This is a genomic window from Pseudonocardia sp. TMWB2A (assembly GCF_017312135.1).
Window position 1 is genome coordinate 5,294,150 of record NZ_QKQY01000002.1, and the last position, 17,974, is coordinate 5,312,123.

Sequence of the window (17,974 nt, forward strand, 5' to 3'; positions counted from 1 at the left end):
GGCAGCCCGACCCGACCTGGGGCCCCGCTCCTCCCGGATGGTCGTTCTGGGCCGACCCTGTCGTGGAAACGGAGGACGCAGGACCCGCTGACGACGAACCGTTGCTCGGCCACCGAGCAGCCCGGAAATGGCGCCAGAGCGAAACCGCGCTGAGACAATGCCTCGAACCGGGCGAACAGGTACGCGGGTTCTTCCAGGCGAACACCTTGCGTCCGCTGACCGACTACATCGCCGTGACCACGACGCGGATCCTCGGCGGCCTGGTCTCCGACCTCTCTCGCACTCCTCCGCAGCTGCGCGACGCGCGGCTGGCCGACATCGTCGCCCTCGAGTCCGAGTCCGCCGCGCTCACCCGCCTCCCGAGACTGTCCGCACGTATGCGGAACGGCGAGCAGGTGTTCCTCGGGCAGCTCCTGGTCGGCGACGACGAACAGCTGCTCCGCGCCGCCGCGACACTCCCCGAGCGACCGCACCCGACGCCGCCGCCGCCTCAGGCCACCGCGCAGCCCGACCCACAGAAAGCGGACAGCGCCGCTGACGTGCGGGTGGATACACCGGCTCCGACGAACGTCACCCCTACCGTCACCGAGCTGGAGAACGACGACTCGACGACCCTCGAACAGCGCCTCGGAAGACTGCTCGACGAGGCGGTGATCGACGATCAGCAAGCACGCTACATACGGTCGGTGTTACGTCCCTGACCAGATGACAACCGGGCAGGCACGCATCTCGCCGGCGAAGAGCGGGGGACGCGCAGCTGCGCCGCCGCGATTCGGGACGGGACTCCCGGTCGGCGCTTCCGCCTCGCCGGATCAGGGTCATCACTTCAGATGAGCCGCCAGTCGGCGGCATAACACTGGACCGTTCGGCACGATGGACGTGCCGAATGGGTCGTGTCGGGCGACCCGGACCGATTCGGGGACCACACGATGATCACCAGCCGCCGGAGGCGTCCCCTCTCTCACGTCGCAGTCGGCGGCTCCGTGGCGATCGCGCTCGTGGCCGCGCTGACCGGCGCGAGCATGCTGTCGTTCGCTCAGGCCTCCCCCACGGTGACGTCCGCACAGGAGCTGCTGGCTGCGCCGGTCGCGGTAGCGGGACCGGCGCTGGTCGATCTCTTCCCGGCACCGCCGCTCCCGGCCCGCGTCATCCCCGACGTCCCCCTCCCGACCCCGGAGCCCGAACTCACCGCAGCGGACCGCTGCGACGACCCGGCCTGGTGGAACTCGCGCACCACCGGCGACCCGGGTGACTACGTCGCCGCCTGCGGGACCTGGCCCTCGTGGATCGACCGCGGCGACGCCCCGTGCGGGCCCGACGAGCAGGACTGCAGCACCGCGGTCGAATCCCACGGGCCCGGTGCAGCGCCCTACACGGGCCCGACCGAGGGCCGGGCGTGGTCACCGGAGTACGGCTACTACGAAGGCCGCACCGACGGCCCGACCAACAGCAACGGCGAACCCTGCATGCAGGGCCGCGACAACAACGACCCCCACTGCTGAACCGCTGCACTGCGGTGGCCGGCGCTGGACGGGTGTGGATTCCCCGTCCTGCCCGTCGTAGACGGCCCCGATCCTGGTCCGATGCCGTGGTTTCGCGAGGTGGATTCCGACGCGGATGCGATGTGCGGCCCGTTCGGACCCGACGCGCGCACGAGCCGTGAACTAGCCTCGGGCCCGTGTCCGGGACCTCGATCACCCCGACGCTGTTGGTGATCTACACCGAGCAGCTGGAAGCCTGCCGCGTGTTCTACACCGACCTCGGTCTGCCCCTCGTGCGAGAGCAGCACGCTGGCGGCCCCGTCCACTATGCCGCCGAGCTCGACTGCGGCCTCGTGGTGGAGCTCTACCCCGCGGACTCCGCCGAGCGCGCCACCGGTCGCCTACGTCTGGGCCTGGCCGTCCCCGCGGCCATCGCCCAGCGAATCGGGGCGAGGACGCACATCGACCCCGACGGTCGCGCTGTGGTCGTGACCGCGGCCGATCCGGTCCACTACCTCGTCACGACGCGCCGATGGGCCGAGGGCTGGGAACTCCACATCTCCGACGCCGGCGGAGCCGAGATCGGCGTCACCCAGGTCGAGGATCTGAGCGACGCCGAGCGAATGGTCCAGGACTACCTCGCCGCCTGCGACCTCCCGCCCGGCCAGATCGACACACACCCGGCCGACCCGGGAAACACACCCTGAGACGGAATCGAGCCCGCGGCCGGCACTGCCGCACGAAGTCTGTCTCACGATCAGCGCCGCTCAGCGTTCCACTGGAAGTCCGCGGCGTCGTACACGCCGACGACCTGCGACAACGATCGCCGATCGGTGCTCATGAGCTGCCCTGGCAACTCCGTTCGTCGACAGCTTGTCACGCCCGCCCGGTCCGAGTCGAGAGCATGGAGGTCCGTCGGCTGGGTGGAGCCAGGCGGCCGGGGAACCTCGACGGACAGGAGGGCTCCTCGTCCGCCACTTTCAGAGGCGACCCGGCACGGCTAGGGCGCCACGCCGTGCTCGGCGGGATCGTCACCCTGACCCTCCGGAAGCGCTGACCGGCGGCCCGCTAGGCCAGCAAGCAGCGCCACCCCGGGCGCCGGGCCATACCGCACCATCGCCGGCGAGAGGAGCGCGACGCCGGCGAGAACCGGCCGTCGACGCCCGAGCAGGTCGGTGAGCAGACCGACCAGGACGGTCCCGACGAGCATCCCGATCGGGCCGGGCTGCCGAACAGCCCGACCCGAACCACCGTCAGGCCCCAGTCCTGGTCGACGAGCACGGCCAGGCAGGGCGGCGCCGTAGGCGATGACGTCGTACCCCTCGAGCCTCATGCACGCGACGCGGAGCAGCAGGACGCTCGGCGGTGTCCGCGACACCGCCGACGTCGACGCAGCAGCCGGTCAGGCCGGCGATGCGAGGGGAAAGCGCTTGTCCAGCCAGCCGCGGATCTCCTCGGCGGCCAGCTCGTTGCCCGTGGGTTCACCCTCGGCGACGGCGCCGCCGAAATGCAGGCCGCGGACCCTCGCGGTGGTCAGGTCCGCCGCGCCCAGAGCCGCGATCATGCGGTCCGAGTCCGCCGGAAAGGCCGCCTGGTCGCCGGTCAGCTCCAGGAACAGCGTGGGGACGGTGACTCCCGGGGCGCAGCGCACGAAGTCCGCCTTACTCGACAGTCCGGACCAGGTGGAGAGCCAGGCCTCGGGCGTGGTGAGCCGCCCGAAGCCGACCTGCCCGTAGTCGATCAGGTCCGGGCGTCTGCCGAACAGCGAGCCGTAGGGCCGCTCGCTCGGATCCAGGGAGAGATCGACGTTCCGCGGATCGGCGTCCGTGCGGAAGATCGTCATGATGGTCGGGGCCAGCGCCCGGCGCCGGTCGGCGGCCGCGCCGGACTCCTTGTGCGCTCGACGGGCCGCGGCGGTACGGGCCAACGACTCATGGGCGACCGCGTCGAGCCGGGCGACCCGGTCGCGCTGGGCCTGGCGGTAGCGCGCCAGGAACTCCGGGGAGTACGACGAGCTCGCGGGCGGCTCGGCGAACCCGTTGGCGGGGTTCCACGGATCCAGCTCGGGGATCACCGACAACGGGTCCGTCTCGTCGGCGACAGAGGGGTCGATGCAGGCCAGCAGCAGCTTGCCCTGGCCGGGGTGCGGGGCGAGGAAGACCGCACCGTCCGCGACCGGCATGTCCGCGCCCGCGAGGTCGACCGGCCGACCGCCCGGGGTCCGGGAGATCCGCTCCGACGGCACCAGCGCGGCCTGCTCCAGGTAGAACGCGAACAGCGTGCCGCCGCCGGAATGCCCGAGCACCACGACGTCGTCGAAACGCTCGCGCAGGAACACCTGCCCCGCGGCGACGTCCAGCAGCGCCTGCTCGTGGAGCAGGTTCAGATCGTTGTTGACCGAACGGGTGTGCTGGGTCCACACGGCCACCCCGGCCTGCAGCAGCAGCGGGACCAGCGCGTGGTGGGTGACGTCCTGGCGCGGGTGCATCAGGCACACCGCGGTCCGCGCGCCGGGCACGGTGGCCAGCACGCCACGCACGGTGGCCCCGTCCGAGGTGGACAGCTCGTGGACGCTGGTGACCGTCTCCGCGGGCCGTTCTCCTGCGGCGAGGTAGCGCCCCGCACCGAGACCCGTGCCGCCTCCCCCGGTCACACCGACTCCACGCGCAGCGCGTTCTTGTCGTGCTGGGTGATCGCGTCGCCGGGCGCGACACCGGCGATGCACGAGTACCAGACGGCGTGCCGGCAGCCGGTGGCGCGGCGGTCGATCACGACCGGTCCGTCCGCCCGGATCTCGAAGTACGGCCCGATCTTGTCGACGACCACCGTGGGATCCTCCGCCGCTACCGTGGCGACGGTGATGTTCTCCGGGACGTCGAGCACGTACAGCGTGCTCACCGGACCACCGTCTCCCAGCCCGCGGCCCGCTCCACGATCAGCTCCGCCTTGCGGGCGAGCAGCTTGCCGAACGTGGGCTCCGGCCGGGACACGACGTCGATCAGCGCGTCGATGGTGAGCTCCGCGTCGAGGTCCTCCTGCGGCGTCACCGGACGCATGGCGCGGGTGATCTCGAAGAAGTAGCCGTTCGGGTCGTGGGTGTAGATCGACTCGATGGTCTCGTGCTGGATCTGCATCTCGACCGGCCAGTCGCTGGCGTCGAGGCGGCGGCGGTACTCCAGCAGGTCCTCCTCGTTCTCGACGTGGATCGCGAGGTGCCGGGAGCGCACGAAGTACTCGGGGACGTCGGCGTCGAACCTGCCGTAGACGTCCCCCTTCTCCCGGAGCTCGCCGCCGACCGACGGGTCCGTGCCGAAGTAGTAGAAGAACGCGATCCGGTCGTCGTTGCCGATGTCGAAGAAGAAGTGGATGAAGTCCGGGTGATCCTCCGGACCCCAACCCGCGGCGCAGATCGAGTGCACCACCGGGAAACCGAGGACGTCCCGGTAGAAGCGCACGGTGGCCGCGGGATCGAACGTCGGGAACGCGACGTGGTCGACCCCCCGCACCAGGTGGTCCAGCTCGCTCATCAGTACCTCCATGACGGTCGTGCGGTGCTCACCCACGACCCTACGTGCGATTGACGCATGAGTCCATAGTTTGACGCATAAGACGATTCCCTGGGCACACGGGTACCCGGGCCCGTCGTCGCGAGCCTTCAGAGGTCGAGGACGCGCTCCAGGTGGTCCAGGTCCTGCCGCAGGAGCTTGATCGCCGCAGCGGGACCCCCGTCCCCGGGAACCTGGTGGTCAGGGCGCTGCAGCGCGGCGACGGCCATGTCGGCGAGCTGTTCGATCACGCTCTCGGCGGTGTCGCGGCCACCTGGGTGGAACCACCAGGCGACCCAGTTGCACATGCCGAGTACGCCGAGCGCCGCGACCCGGGCGTCGACCGGCCGGAGCACGCCGGAGCGCACCCCGTTGTCGATCACGCCGGCGACGGTCTTCAGCACCGCCCGGCGGCCCTCGTCGTACGCCGCGGTCAGCTCCCCGGGGAGTTCGGCCTCGGAGCGGATCAGCAACCGGAACCGCTCGGGTTGGGTCACCCTGCGCCGCACGAGGACCTCGACGATCCCCCGCAGGGTCACGAGCGGCTCCAGGTCCCGCGCGACCAGCGCGGTGAGCTCGTCGAGCGGCCCGCTGGTCACCTCGGTGACCAGCTTGGCCAGCAGCTCGTCCTTGCTCTTGACGTAGTAGTAGAGCGCGGGCCGGGTGATGCCCAGGGCGTCGGCGATGTCCTGCAGGCTCGTACCTGCGAATCCACGCTCGGCGAACAGCCGCGTCGCGTGCTCGTAGAGCTCGTTCTCCACCAGCTCCCGGCGAGCGGTGCTCGCCGCACCGCGCTTGCGCCCGGTCCCGTTGCCGCTCATGCGCCGATGGTACGGGCCGGTCTCATTCCGCCCCGGCGAGCAGTCGTCCGGCCCCGGGCAGCACGGGGTCGAGGCCGAGGCTCGTGAGCAGCGCGTACGCACCGGCCGTGGCGGCGGAGAGCACCGGGAGCCCGAACTCCTCCTCGGCCGGGACGACGAGGTCGAGCGAGGGCATCTGCACGCACGCGGAGATCACCAGGGCATCCGCCCCGGTGAGGTCGAGGCCTCGGGCCGCCTCCATCACCCGGTCCCCGGGGATGCACCCGACCTCGGTGTTGTCCCCGACCTCGAGTGCCGCCCAGTCCACGACGGTGAACCCCTCGGCCTCCAGGTACGCCACGACCTGCTCGGCGAGAGGCCGCATGTAGGGCGTGACCAGGCCGATCCGACGGGCCCCGAGCGCGGCCAGCCCGTCGACCAGGGCACCGGCGCTGGACAGGATCGGGGTGTCCGGGAGCTGGTCGCGGACGGCCTTCTCCACACGTCGGTGCTCGCCGGGGCCCTGCGCCATCAACGCGACCAGGCAGGCGTAGAGCAGGGCGTCGACGTGGGCGTCGGCCAGCTCGTCGACGCAGCGCTCCCGCTGGGCGTTCATCGCCATGAGCTCCTCGGGCGACACCTGGTGCATCCGCATCCGGCTGGAGTGGAAGGAGAAGCCGTCGGCATGGCGGGCGAGCAGGGCCGGGACCTCGGTCTCGACGGTCACGTTGGAGCTGGGGACGACCAGTCCGATCCGGTGTGTCACGGGACGGCACTCACTTTCCGGGCGATGTCGGCGGCCAGGCGCTTCTTGTCCGTCTTGCCGACGAGGGTGCGGGGGATGTCGGGCAGGTGTTCGAGACGTTCGGGCCACTTGAACTTGGCGACCTGGAGGGCGGCGAAGTGTTCCCGCACCTCGGACAGCGTCAGTTCCGCACCGTCCACCACCACGTAGGCGCAGGTCCGTTCACCGAGCCGCCGGTCCGGCATCGGCACCACCGCGACCGCGGTGATCCGCGGGTGCCGGAGCAGGAGCAGCTCCACCTCCTCGGCGTTGATCTTCTCGCCGCCGCGGTTGATCAGGTCCTTCAGCCGGCCCTCGATGGAGACGAAGCGTTCGCCGTCGATCCTGACGAACGAGGCCAGGTCACCCGTGCGGTAGAAGCCGTCCGAGGTGAAGGCGCGGGCGTTGTGCTCGGGGGCGTCGAAGTAGCCGGGAAGCGTGTAGGGCCCGCGCGCACACAGTTCGCCGACCTCGCCCTCCGCGACGTCGGCCTCCGAATCGGGGTCCAGGATCCGTGCCTCGTCGAGCGCGGACAGCGGGGTGCCCACCGTCGTCAGGCGCGCCTCCCGCGGCGCGCCGGGCCGGGTCGTCAGGAACAGGCCCTCGCCCATCCCGAACAGCTGTCCGGACCAGAGCCCACGGGCCTCGAGGGCCTCGAACAACGCGGGCGGCACCTTGCTGCCGGACAGGACGACCTGGGTCACCGCCCTGGTCGCGGCGTCGAACTCGGGATGGGCGACCGCACGGTAGTGGCCGTGTCCCAGCAGGACGTGCGTGACACTCTCGCGGGCCATCAATGGGAGCGACTCGTCGAGGTCGGGGGTGCCGAGGACGAGGCAGGCGCCCACACTGTGCGGCCCGTGGACCGCGCAGACGATGCCGGCGTTGTGGATGATCGGGATCAGGTGCGCGACCCGCGTCTGCGCCGTCCAGCCCCAGGACCGGGCGTACTCCGCGGCGTTGTACCAGTACTCCGCGTGCAGACGGGGGATCACCTTCGGTACCCCGGTGGTGCCGCCGGAGAGCTGGAAGGCGGCGACGGCGTCGGGGTCGATGTCCGCCTGGATCCGCTCGACCAGGGCGCGGGCCGCCGCGGTGTCGTGGTCACGGCCGAGCGCGGTGAGCGACACGCCGCGCGGGTCGTCCCCCAGGACGAGCACGTGTCGCAGCGTCGGGTGGTCGCGCCGTTGCTCCTCGGCGAAGCCCACGAGGTCGAAGCCGCGCAGGCCCGCCTCGACCAGGTGCGCGACCGCGCCCACGCGGCGGCTGATCTCACCGATCTCGTGCCCACGGTGCGCGGCGAGCGTGGCGACCGGAACCAGTCCGGCCTTGAGCACGCTGTACCAGGCGACCACGGCGTCGAGCCGGTTCGTGACCTGGAACAGCACGGGGTCACCGGGCCGCAGCCCCAGTCCGGCCAGCCCCGCGGCGAGGAGGTCGGTCCTCCGGTCGAGCTCGGCGAAGGTGAGCCGCCCCTCCATCGCGACGACGGCGTCGCGACCCGGATGGCGGAGCGCGATCCGGTGGAACTCGGTCGCGATCGTGTCGCCGCCCCACAGGCCGGTCCCGCGGTAGCGGCTGATCGCGTCCTCGGGGTAAGGGATGGGTGTCATGGCGTCTCCTCGGTGAGCGCCACCAGGTCGGCGCGGCCGCTGACCAGCCCGGCGGCGAGGTCGTCGCGCAGTGCGACCGCCCCCTCCACCGCGGTCAGCGCGCCGGTCTCCAGCCGGACCCGTTCGGCCAGGTCGAGACGGGTGAGCAGGGACGGACGGGCCGCCGGACCGGTGACCAGTACGCCGTCGGTCTCCCGGGCCCGCGCGACCAGCGTGTCCCCCTCCGGGGACCAGGGGTCGTGCAGGTCGACCCACAGCCGCTCCAGCTCCGGGAGCGTGGTGCGGTTCGGGAACGCGCGACCCCCGTGGGTGAGCGGTCGGTCCAGCACCCAGCCGGAGAGGTCGTCCACGGGTGGGTGCCCGCCGCCGTACTGACGCAGGGCCTCGCCGACGACATCCGGGCTGCTCTGGCCGAAGCGGTCCAGCGGCACGTTCCCGGCCCGGGACATGTACGCCACCATCAGCCTCTCCACGGGCAGCCCGGTCCGCGCGGGGAACGACTCCCACCACAGCTGGCTGCGCCGGGCCAGCTCCTGCAGCCGCTCGACGGCGGGCCGGCGGACCTCCTCGTACCGGGCGAACGCAGCGCCGGCCTCCGGCGCCTCACGCAGCGCTTCCACCAGGGCGATCGCGTCCTCCATCGCCAGCTTGGTGCCGGAGCCGATGGAGAAGTGCGCGGTGTGGGCGGCATCGCCGAGCAGCACTGTGTTCCCCGCCGACCAACGGTCGCAGCGGACGGTGCGGAACCGCAGCCAGCGTGTGCGGTTGCCGATCAGTGGCCGACCCCCCAGCTGCTCGGCGAAGATCTGCTCCAGGTACCGCAGGGAGGTCTCGTCCGAGGCATCGGACGACGTGCCGGGGGCCTCCAACGACCTGGTCGTGACGTCGAATCCCGCGCGCCGCCACGTCTGCTCGTCGGTCTCGATCAAGAAGGTGGAGCGACCGCTCGTGTACGGGTAGGCGTGGGTCACGAACGTGCCGTGATCGGTTTCGATCGGCGCGAACACGGCGGCGTCGAGCGCGAACTCGGTCGCGGCCCACAGGTAGAGGCCCTTGCCGATCTCGGTCCGACCGCCGGACGGACCGTTCTCACGGGTAGCGCTGCTGACGCCGTCCGCGGCGACCACCACGTCGGCGTCGAGCTCCTCGGCGGTGCGTCGGACGCCGAACTCGAGCTCCACCCCGGCCTTCTCCGCGTGGCTCCGGAGAACGTCGAGGAGGTCGGTGCGGGCGATGCCGATCAGCCGGTCGTTGCGCACCCGGGCCGAGTGCGGTCCGACCTGCATCGTCATGTCGTGCGGCAGACCTGCCGCGACGATGTCCCGCAGGGTGTCCGGGTCGGCGGCCTCCAGCTTGCGCTGCGTGCCCGCGGCGAGCCCGACACCGAACCCGAACGTCGTGCCGGGATCACCCTGCTCGTGTACGCGGACCTCGCAGGTGGGGTACGCGAGTTTCAGCAGGCGCGCGACGTAGAGCCCACCCGGCCCCCCGCCCAGCACCGCGACCCGTCGTGGCTGCATCACCGAACCTCCGATGGCTTCTTGACTGCTGCGTCGACTATTCGACGACAACGAGGCAGTCGAAGTCAACGTTGACTCTCATCTGAGTCGTTTAATAGTCTACGCAACCGTTAGCCACCTCACTTGCGCGAAGGAGCGCCAGCCATGGCCTATGTCATCGGAGTGGACGTGGGCGGCACGTTCACGGACGCCGTGCTCGACGACGACGCCGGAACCGTGCTCGCCGCGAAATCCCCGTCCACCCCGCCGGACTACTCGCGAGGGGTGCTCGACGTCCTGGAGCTGCTGGCCGAGCAGCTCGGGAAGAGCCTGCCCGAGATGCTGGCGCAGACCCACCACATCGCGCACGGCACCACGTCGTCGCTCAACGCCCTGGTGATGGGCAACGTGCCCCCGGTCGGGTTCCTGACCACGAAGGGGCACCGGGACTCGATCTTCATCATGAACGTCGAGGGCCGCTACCTGGGCCGTTCCCCCCACGAGCTGCAGCACGTCCTCGGCCAGACCAAGGACCACGCACTGCTGCCGAAGCGGCACGCACTCGAGGTCACCGAGCGGATCGACCGGGACGGCACCGTGGTCGTCGGGCTGGACGAGGAGGAGGCCCGCGCCGCGATCCACTCGCTCGTCGCGGACGGGGTCAGCGCGATCGCCGTCTCTCTCCTGTGGTCCTTCCGCAACCCGGTCCACGAGCGGCGGCTGCGGGAGCTGATCGCCGAGGAGGCCCCCGACCTGTTCGTGGCGCTGTCGTCCGAGGTCAGCCCCCGGATCCGAGAGTTCGCCAGGAACGCCACCACGATCATGTCCACCCAGATCGGGCCGGGCCTGCGGGACTACCTGGGCACGCTGGAGAGTTCACTGCGCGACAGCGGGCTCACCGGGCCGCTGCTCGTCATGCAGTCCAACGGTGGTGCCGTGGCGGCGAAGGAGGCCCCCGCGGCCGCGATCAGCACGGTCGGGTCCGTGCTGACCGGCGGTGTCGTGGGGAGTGTGGCGCTGGGACGTCAGCTCGGCCACCGCAACATCATCTCGACCGACGTCGGCGGCACGACGTTCCTGGCGGGCCTCGTCGTGGACGGTGAGCCGGTCCGCGACACCACCACGGTGATCAACCACCACCCGATCAACGTCCCGACCCTGCGGGTGGACGCGATCGGCTCCGGTGGTGGCGCCATCGCCTGGCTCGACGCGGGTGGCAACCTCCGCATCGGCCCGCGCAGCGCCCAGGCCGTGCCCGGCCCGGCCTGCTACGGCAACGGGGGCACGGAGCCGACCAACACCGACGCGAACCTGGTGCTGGGCATCCTGCCCGAGAAGGGCCTGCTCGGCGGGCGCAAGCCGCTGTCGCTGGAGCTGGCGCGCCAGGCCATCGACACACAGATCGCCAAGCCCCTCGGACTCGGTGTCGAGGAGGCCGCCGCTGCGATCTACACCGTGCAGAACGCCCAGACCGGCGACCTGCTGCGGAAGACCGTCGTGGAGTCCGGCCACGATCCCCGCAACTTCGTGCTCTACGCCTTCGGCGGCGCCGGACCCGCGCACTGCGCCGGGTACGCAGCGGAGGTCGGGTGCGAGACCGTCGTGGTCCCGCTGGGGCCCGTGGCCAGCGCGTTCTCCGCGTTCGGACTCGCGTCGAGCGACATCGTCCTGGCCGCCGAGCTCTCGGATCCGACCGTCGTCCCGTTCGACCCGCAGCGGGCCGAACGCAACTTCGCGGAGCTGGAGCAGCGGGTCCGCGCAGGGCTGGAGCGCCAGGGTGTCACCTTCGAGAAGGTCGAGCTGCACCGCGAGATCGACATGCGGTACTCGATGCAGCTCGCCGAGGTGACCGCACCCGTCGCGGGCGGCCCGCTGGGTATGCCGGAGGTCGAGGAGGCCGCGGCCGCCTTCGAGAAGCGCTACGCCGAGCTGTACGGCAAGGACGCCGGTTTCCGCGAGGCCGGCATCCAGGCCATCACGTTCCGGGTCCGGGCCGTCGGCGTGCTGCCGTTCAGCCCTGAGCTCCCGGAGGTCTCCGCGGCGCACGGTGACGCGACCCCGTTCACCACCCGCCCGGTGTGCCTGGACGCGGCCACCGGCTACGTCGACACCCCGGTCTACGACTACCGCGAGCTCCGCGCCGGTCACGTGCTGGCCGGCCCGGCGATCGCCGAGGTGCCGACCACCACGGTCGTCGTCCCCGGCGGAACCACCGGCACCGTCGACCACCTGGGTAACCTCACGATTCGCAGGAGCGCCTGATGACCATGCCGATCCCCGGCTCGGAGGCCTTCTCCAGCCGCCCCGTCGACCCCGACGAGCTGGCCCGCAGCCTGCCGTCGAGCCTGGAGGTCCACACCGTCACCCAGGAGCAGATCGACGGACTCGACCCGCTCACCTACGAGGTGATCCGACACCGGCTCTGGTCGGTCACCGACGAGATGGGCGAGGCGCTCAAGCGCATGTCCGGCTCGCCGATCGTCACCGACGCCAACGACTTCGACTTCGCCATCTCCGACGAGCTCGGCCAGGAGGTGCAGGTCGGCCTCTACAACACCATGCTCGTCGGCGCCGTCGACCTGGCCATCTACTGGACGCTGCGCAACCGGGCCGAGAACCCCGGCATCGAGGCCGGGGACATGTTCCTCACCAACGACCCGTGGGTCGGCGGCGGGCTGCACCAGAACGACGTCATGGTCTATCAGCCCGTCTTCCACGACGGGAAGCTGTTCGCCTGGACCAGTGCCATCGCGCACCAGCCGGACCTCGGGGGCGTGGGGCTGGGATCGTTCTCCCCCGCTGCGCAGGACGTCTTCTCCGAGTCCCTGCCCACCCCGCCGGTGAAGGTCGTCCGCGGCGGGACCCTGCAGCGCGACGTCGCCGACCTGTGGGTGCGCCGCTCGCGGGTCCCGATGCTCGTCGGGCTGGACCTGCGCGCCAAGATCGGCGCCAACAACGTCGGCGGCGAGCGCCTGCACGCGCTCATCGACCAGTACGGCGCGGACACGGTCAAGGCCGTGATGAAGCGGATGATGTCCGACGCCGAGTCCCGCCTGCGCGGCAAGCTCTCGAGCATCCCCGACGGGAGCTGGAGCGCCACCGGCTACCAGGACCAGTCCCACGAGGGCGACCGCGGCCTGCACAAGATCACCGTCACCACGACGAAGACGGGCGACCACCTCACCTTCGACTTCACCGGCACCGACCCGCAGGCAGGCGTCATCAACTGCACCTACGCGGGCATGCGCGGCGGGGTCATGCTGGCGCTGCTGCCGATCCTGGCCAACGACATCCCCTGGTCGGCCGGCGGGCTCATGCGCTGCTTCGACCTGGTCACCGAGGAGGGCACGCTCAACAACGCGACCTTCCCCGCCGCCGTGGGACGCGGGCCGATCGGTCCCGCCTGGCTGACCGGCAGCCTCATCGCGGAGTGCCTGTCCCAGATGCTCGACCGCGATCTGGAGCTGGGCAAGAACGTCCAGGCCACCTGCTGCGGCACCTGGGACACCGCCGTCATCGCCGGGCTGGACGAGCGCGGCGAGCAGCCGGCGCCCTTTCTGTCGATCATGATGGAGCCGATGGCGGGCGGCTACGGCGCCCGCCCGCACGCCGACGGCATCGACACCGGCGGGCTGTTCTGCATCCCGATGGGCCGGGTGCCCGACGTCGAGATGACCGAGTTCCTGTATCCGCTGCTCACCCTGTGGCGGCGCGAGGTGCCGGACTCCGGTGGTCCCGGGCGCCACCGCGGCGGGCTCGGCGCCTCGCTGGCCTTCACCCCGCACGGCACGAGCATCCCCATGGGCCTGGTGCTCGCCTCCAACGGCAAGGCCGTCGCGCAGAACGCCGGCCTGTCGGGCGGGCACCCCGGCAACACCGGTCTCGACGTGCTGGCCCGCCAGAGCCGGATCACCGAGATCCTGGCATCGGGAAGGATGCCGTCCTCCCTGGAGGAGGTGTCCGACTCCCTCGAGCCCGGCCAGAACTACGCGTCGAGCCACCTCGCCCCCGGCGAGGTCTTCGCCATGACCTGGCAGGGCGGCGGCGGATACGGCGACCCGCTCGCCCGCGATCCCGAGGCGGTCGCCCGGGACGTCCGCGAGGAGAAGATCACCGGGCCCGCGGCGGAGTCCGTCTACGGCGTCGTCCTGGGCGGCGACTCGGTGGACACCACCGCCACCGAGTCCGAGCGGTCGCGGCTGCGGAACGCGCGTCGCGACCGCTCCCGGATCGTCGGCGAGTCCCGCGGCAAGACGGACCTCGGGGCGAGGAAGCGCATCGACGACAACCTCGTCGAGGTGGGGTCCGCGGTCGCGTGCGGGCACTGCGGCGAGGTCCTGGGCGACCCCGCCGAGGGCCCGCTGGCACTCGCGGTCTACGACGGCGCTCCCACGGACGCCGGCCCGCAGATCATCGCGACCGCCGTCGACTACGTCGACGCGCCGGTGGTCTTCCGGCAGTACAGCTGCCCGTCCTGCTGGACCGCGTTGTCCTCCGCGGTGGTTCCCGCCGACCACCCGGACGCCGCCACCACCCTCGGGCGGCTGACGGTCACCGCCGGCTAGCACGCGTCGGGGGTGGGCGAGCGACACGCCCGCCCACCCCCGACCTCGTCCCCCACCCCAGGGCGCCGGCCACGCGGTGCTCCCGACCACGGAGAACGACAACATGCCCCTCGACTTCGCCGGACGCGTCGCCGTCGTCACCGGCGCGGGCGGAGGCCTCGGCCGTGCCCACGCCCTCGCCCTCGCCGCCCGCGGCGCACGCGTCGTGGTCAACGACGTCGGCGGCACGGTGAACGGCCTCGGCGCGGACCGCACCCCGGCCGAGAGCGTCGCCGCGGAGATCGCCGCGGCCGGCGGCGACGCCCTGGCCGACTCGACCGACATCACCGATCCCACACAGGTCGACGCCATGGTCGCGCGCGCCCTCGACCGATGGGGCCACGTCGACATCCTGATCAACAACGCCGGGGTCCTGCGCGACCGGACCTTCGCCAAACTCACTCTCGACGACTTCCGCCTCGTGCTGGACGTGCACCTCATGGGCAGCGTCCACACCAGCAAGGCCGTGTGGCCGCACATGAGAGAGCAGCACTACGGGCGCATCCTCATGACGACCTCCGTCTCCGGCATCTACGGCAACTTCGGTCAGGCCAACTACGCCGCCGCCAAGAGCGCCGTCGTCGGCCTCACCAACGTCCTGGCGATCGAGGGCGCCCGACACGACATCCGGGTCAACGCCTTGGCCCCGACGGCGGCGACGAGGATGACCGACGACCTGCTCGAGCCCGAACTCCTCGCCCGCATCACCCCCGAGACCATCACGCCGGGCGCGCTGTTCCTGGTCAGTGACGACGCCCCGACCAAGACCGTCCTCGGCGCAGGCGCAGGCGTGTTCGCCGTGTCGAAGATGCAGGAGGCGACCGGGGTCCACCTCGACGCCGACCACCTCACGCCCGAGGATGTGGCCGCGAACTGGGACCGCATCAGCGACCTGTCGGAGCCGCACGACATGGACTCCGCCTTCGACCAGACCCGGCGCTACGTCGAACTGGCCACCGCCCGGAGCCAGGCATGAGAGAGGCAGTCGTCGTCTCGACCGCCCGCACCGCCATCGGCAAGGCCTACCGCGGGACGCTGAGCGACACCACCGGACCGCGCATGGCCGCTCATGCCGTCGCCGAGGCGGTACGCCGGGCCGGGCTCGACGGGAACGACGACGGCGCCCATTCCAGCATCTGGCACGGACTCAACCGCCGTGAACGACGTCCTCGATCGTGCCGAGGTCTCGCCGACATCTGTCTCCGTCCTGCTCCGATCACCGACTCCGGATCCACTGCCCGCGCTTCGCAGGGTGGCGCTACCGGCTCCTACCCGGCCGGCCGCGGCTCCTCGATGAACTCCACGGTGGTCCCGTCCGGGTCACGGACGTAGATGAACCGGGTTCCCGCACGCGGCCCATCAGCCATCTCCCGCGGCCGCCCCGGAGCAACCCACCCACCCTCCGCGACACGGGCGAGCAGGGAATCCAGGTCCTCGACCACGAACGCGAGGTGCATCGCACCAGGGGCGTCCGGCCCCGGGGCGCGATCCGGCGCCGACCGCGGACGGACGTACTCCAGCAACTCGAGCCGATGTCCGGGCAACGGGATGATCGCAGTCCGGATGTCGGCGCCGGCTACCCCGACGACATCCTCCGCGAAGCTCCCCGTGAGGTGTGCACGTCGCTCCACCTCGACACCGAGGATGTCGCACCAGAACGCGACCGCCCGGTCCAGATCGGACACCGTGATCCCGGTGTGGTCGGTCCTACGAAGTTCGAAGCTCACCGACCCATCATCCGCCCCACGGCGATCACCGCCAGGCGGCGGAAGCCCGCCGGATCGACACGGCGTCCCGCGCACGTCCCCAGCTCGCGTCGTGCCCACCGGCGGCGGAATCTGTACTCGCGCAAGCAGCGCCGGCGCCGACAGCACGAAGCGAGGCGGACGCGTCCTGACCACCTCCCGCAGTGGCGATGTCGACTGAAGTCGGCCCGGGGTGACAGTCCTGATCGGCTCCCGCGGCGGAGGTGCTCGTAGTGCTGGGTGGCGAGCCCGCCGTGCCGTCGTGAGGGAGTGGCCTGATCTTGACGGTTGTCGTCCGTCCAGCCAGTAGAGTTCGCGGAAGGCGATCGCCGATGCCGGGTCGCCCGACGCGCGAGAGCGTGCGTCGGCTCGGGTCGCGGGCAGGCGTTGCCGGAAGGAGCGTGTTCCCTGTGTCGACGAGCGCCCCGGTCGATGGATTCACCCTGAGCTTCGACCGTCTGGGATCGGTTGGTCGGCCGCCGGTGGTCCTGCTTCATGGTTGGCCTGGGGACCGGACGGACATGGCGTCCGTCGCCGAGAGGCTCGGGGACGAGTTCGACGTCGTCGTGCCGGACCTGCGCGGTTTCGGCGCCTCGGACAAGCACCTCGGCGACCCCGGCGACTGCTACAGCATGGTGGCCCAGGCCCGCAGTGTCACGGGACTGATCGACGAGCTGGGGCTCTCCCGAGTCGTGCTGGGCGGTTACGACGTCGGCAGCAGAGTCGGTCAGCAGCTCGCGAAGGACAGGCCCGACCTGCTCAGCGCCATGGTCATCACGCCACCGGCTCCAGGCGTCGGGTCACGGATTCTCAGCGAAGGTCCGTTTCGCGAGTTCTGGTACCAGTCATTCCATCATCTCGACCTGGCCGAGAAGCTCCTCGACGGGAAACCGGACGCTGTGCGGGACTATCTGGAGTACTTCTGGACCCACTGGTCCGGCCCTGACTTCATCCTGGACGCCGCCCGGCTCGAGCACCTGACGTCGGTGTATGGCCCCGCCGGCGCGTTCGTTGCGTCGATCGGGTACTACCGAGCGGCCGGAGACGTCGTGGCGCGCTACCTGGGCGAGACGGTCCCCGACGAGAAGATCATGGTGCCCACGACGTTCCTGTGGGCCGAGCACGACCCCCTGTTCCTGCGCGCCTGGTCCGACCGTGTCGGAGAATTCTTCGCGCAGGTCACCGTGCAGCCCGTGGATGGGGTCGGCCACTTCGTCCCGGTCGAGGCGCCCGACACATTCGCCGGCGCCATCGTGCAAGCAAGCAGATAAGCCCCTGAGGGGCAGGTGGTCGGAGCCGTCTGAGACCGCGAGACACGGCAGGGTCCGAAGGATCAGGAGGCCGCTACTCGTCGGGCGCGGGCGTGGGCACGTCGGTAGGACCGGGTAGCGGTTTCGATGATCAGGCCGGCGAAGATGAGTCGGTCGATGATGGCGGCGCAGAGCCTGGGGTCGGTGAAGGTGTCGGTCCAGCCGGAGAAGGCCTGGTTGGAGGCGATGGGGATGGAGTTGGTTCCTTCGCGTTCGGTGATGACTTGGAAGAGCATCTCGGCGCCGCGCCGGTCGAGCTGCATGTAGCCGAGCTCGTCGATGCAGAGCAGGTCGATGCGGCGGCCCGACAGCAACAACCCCTCCACTGTTCCCCTCAGGTCAGCGAGGAGGTAGGCAGCGATCCACGCCGATGACGCGACCACTACACCCGCGCCAAGCACGAGCGAGCCCCGATTCATCATCGGTCGTCCTGTGGGGCGGTGGCGCCCGGAAGTCGCCGGAGCCAACCTCGGCTGCGCAGCTGCTCGACGTGGCGCGGCGAGAACCGGCCGGACACGATCGCCGTCATGGCTGCCACCATGCGAGCGGCCCACCGCGACGCTGGCGGAGGTCTTCGCGATCGCCACAGGAAT

The 17,974-nt window shown here is 71.0% G+C and carries 16 protein-coding genes; 7 read left to right on the plus strand and 9 right to left on the minus strand.

All coding sequences use genetic code 11. The annotated features are described in order from the left end of the window. Nucleotides 1–62 precede the first annotated feature (62 nt). The 3 genes from DMP17_RS39415 to DMP17_RS39425 all read left to right on the plus strand — a co-directional run bounded on the left by DMP17_RS39415 (nucleotide 63) and on the right by DMP17_RS39425 (nucleotide 2,188). Entirely contained in the window at nucleotides 63–701 is a 639-nt protein-coding gene (locus tag DMP17_RS39415; RefSeq protein ID WP_226350322.1) for a hypothetical protein, read from the plus strand. A gap of 282 nt (nucleotides 702–983) precedes the next feature. Beyond that, nucleotides 984–1,502: a hypothetical protein gene (locus DMP17_RS39420; RefSeq protein ID WP_226350321.1), complete on the plus strand. Its 519-nt coding sequence runs from the start codon at nucleotides 984–986 to the stop codon at nucleotides 1,500–1,502. A 176-nt stretch (nucleotides 1,503–1,678) separates the two neighbouring features. After that, on the plus strand, nucleotides 1,679–2,188 hold the full coding sequence (locus tag DMP17_RS39425) for a VOC family protein (RefSeq protein ID WP_337832194.1): 510 nt from the start codon (nucleotides 1,679–1,681) through the stop codon (nucleotides 2,186–2,188). A 695-nt stretch (nucleotides 2,189–2,883) separates the two neighbouring features. Here DMP17_RS39425 and DMP17_RS39430 read toward each other — a convergent pair. From DMP17_RS39430 to DMP17_RS39460, 7 genes are all read right to left on the minus strand, one after another. Continuing rightward, nucleotides 2,884–4,134: an alpha/beta hydrolase gene (locus tag DMP17_RS39430; RefSeq protein ID WP_337832195.1), complete on the minus strand. Its 1,251-nt coding sequence runs from the start codon at nucleotides 4,132–4,134 to the stop codon at nucleotides 2,884–2,886. Further along, a complete protein-coding gene (locus DMP17_RS39435) occupies nucleotides 4,131–4,379 on the minus strand; it encodes a hypothetical protein (RefSeq protein ID WP_337832196.1) in 249 nt (82 codons plus the stop codon). Before DMP17_RS39435 ends, DMP17_RS39430 begins: the two co-directional genes overlap by 4 nt. After that, nucleotides 4,376–5,008: a VOC family protein gene (locus DMP17_RS39440; protein ID WP_337832197.1), complete on the minus strand. Its 633-nt coding sequence runs from the start codon at nucleotides 5,006–5,008 to the stop codon at nucleotides 4,376–4,378. The genes DMP17_RS39435 and DMP17_RS39440 overlap by 4 nt, the downstream gene beginning before the upstream one ends. Before the next feature lie 128 nt (nucleotides 5,009–5,136). Further along, nucleotides 5,137–5,847 (minus strand): TetR/AcrR family transcriptional regulator, encoded by a 711-nt coding sequence (locus DMP17_RS39445; protein WP_337832198.1) that lies wholly within the window; start codon nucleotides 5,845–5,847, stop codon nucleotides 5,137–5,139. Between the two features lie 22 nt (nucleotides 5,848–5,869). Further along, the gene (locus DMP17_RS39450; RefSeq protein ID WP_337832199.1) at nucleotides 5,870–6,592 is read right to left on the minus strand and encodes a maleate cis-trans isomerase family protein; all 723 of its coding nucleotides are present in this window, start codon (nucleotides 6,590–6,592) and stop codon (nucleotides 5,870–5,872) included. Next, nucleotides 6,589–8,223 carry a (2,3-dihydroxybenzoyl)adenylate synthase gene (locus DMP17_RS39455; RefSeq protein ID WP_337832200.1) on the minus strand — a complete coding sequence of 545 codons (1,635 nt, stop codon included), beginning with the start codon at nucleotides 8,221–8,223 and terminating at the stop codon, nucleotides 6,589–6,591. Before DMP17_RS39455 ends, DMP17_RS39450 begins: the two co-directional genes overlap by 4 nt. After that, nucleotides 8,220–9,743: an FAD-dependent monooxygenase gene (locus tag DMP17_RS39460; protein WP_337832201.1), complete on the minus strand. Its 1,524-nt coding sequence runs from the start codon at nucleotides 9,741–9,743 to the stop codon at nucleotides 8,220–8,222. Before DMP17_RS39460 ends, DMP17_RS39455 begins: the two co-directional genes overlap by 4 nt. A gap of 144 nt (nucleotides 9,744–9,887) precedes the next feature. On the opposite strand from DMP17_RS39460, the gene DMP17_RS39465 reads away from it, so the two are divergent. The 3 genes from DMP17_RS39465 (at nucleotide 9,888) to DMP17_RS39475 (ending at nucleotide 15,302) form a co-directional block, all read left to right on the plus strand. Beyond that, nucleotides 9,888–11,984, plus strand: a complete 2,097-nt coding sequence (locus DMP17_RS39465) for a hydantoinase/oxoprolinase family protein (RefSeq protein WP_337832202.1) — start codon at nucleotides 9,888–9,890, stop codon at nucleotides 11,982–11,984. Then, nucleotides 11,984–14,287, plus strand: a complete 2,304-nt coding sequence (locus DMP17_RS39470; RefSeq protein WP_337832203.1) for a hydantoinase B/oxoprolinase family protein — start codon at nucleotides 11,984–11,986, stop codon at nucleotides 14,285–14,287. Before DMP17_RS39465 ends, DMP17_RS39470 begins: the two co-directional genes overlap by 1 nt. A 103-nt stretch (nucleotides 14,288–14,390) precedes the next feature. After that, entirely contained in the window at nucleotides 14,391–15,302 is a 912-nt protein-coding gene (locus DMP17_RS39475; protein WP_337832204.1) for an SDR family NAD(P)-dependent oxidoreductase, read from the plus strand. A gap of 292 nt (nucleotides 15,303–15,594) precedes the next feature. Here the strand turns inward: DMP17_RS39475 and DMP17_RS39480 are convergent, their stop codons facing one another. Further along, the gene (locus DMP17_RS39480; protein ID WP_337832205.1) at nucleotides 15,595–16,053 is read right to left on the minus strand and encodes a VOC family protein; all 459 of its coding nucleotides are present in this window, start codon (nucleotides 16,051–16,053) and stop codon (nucleotides 15,595–15,597) included. A gap of 428 nt (nucleotides 16,054–16,481) precedes the next feature. On the opposite strand from DMP17_RS39480, the gene DMP17_RS39485 reads away from it, so the two are divergent. Beyond that, entirely contained in the window at nucleotides 16,482–17,342 is an 861-nt protein-coding gene (locus DMP17_RS39485; protein WP_337832206.1) for an alpha/beta fold hydrolase, read from the plus strand. 62 nt (nucleotides 17,343–17,404) lie between these two features. Here DMP17_RS39485 and DMP17_RS39490 read toward each other — a convergent pair whose 3' ends face one another. Then, nucleotides 17,405–17,803, minus strand: a complete 399-nt coding sequence (locus DMP17_RS39490) for an ATP-binding protein (RefSeq protein WP_337832207.1) — start codon at nucleotides 17,801–17,803, stop codon at nucleotides 17,405–17,407. Between the last annotated feature and the right edge of the window lie 171 nt (nucleotides 17,804–17,974).

Bases quoted from the DNA above. Each gene is read 5' to 3' on its own strand.
- DMP17_RS39490 (WP_337832207.1), bottom strand. From the start codon at position 17,803: ATGATGAATCGGGGCTCGCTCGTGCTTGGCGCGGGTGTAGTGGTCGCG.
- DMP17_RS39475 (WP_337832204.1), top strand. From the start codon at position 14,391: ATGCCCCTCGACTTCGCCGGACGCGTCGCCGTCGTCACCGGCGCGGGC.
- DMP17_RS39455 (WP_337832200.1), bottom strand. From the start codon at position 8,223: ATGACACCCATCCCTTACCCCGAGGACGCGATCAGCCGCTACCGCGGG.
- DMP17_RS39460 (WP_337832201.1), bottom strand. From the start codon at position 9,743: ATGCAGCCACGACGGGTCGCGGTGCTGGGCGGGGGGCCGGGTGGGCTC.
- DMP17_RS39445 (WP_337832198.1), bottom strand. From the start codon at position 5,847: ATGAGCGGCAACGGGACCGGGCGCAAGCGCGGTGCGGCGAGCACCGCT.
- DMP17_RS39440 (WP_337832197.1), bottom strand. From the start codon at position 5,008: ATGAGCGAGCTGGACCACCTGGTGCGGGGGGTCGACCACGTCGCGTTC.
- DMP17_RS39465 (WP_337832202.1), top strand. From the start codon at position 9,888: ATGGCCTATGTCATCGGAGTGGACGTGGGCGGCACGTTCACGGACGCC.
- DMP17_RS39470 (WP_337832203.1), top strand. From the start codon at position 11,984: ATGACCATGCCGATCCCCGGCTCGGAGGCCTTCTCCAGCCGCCCCGTC.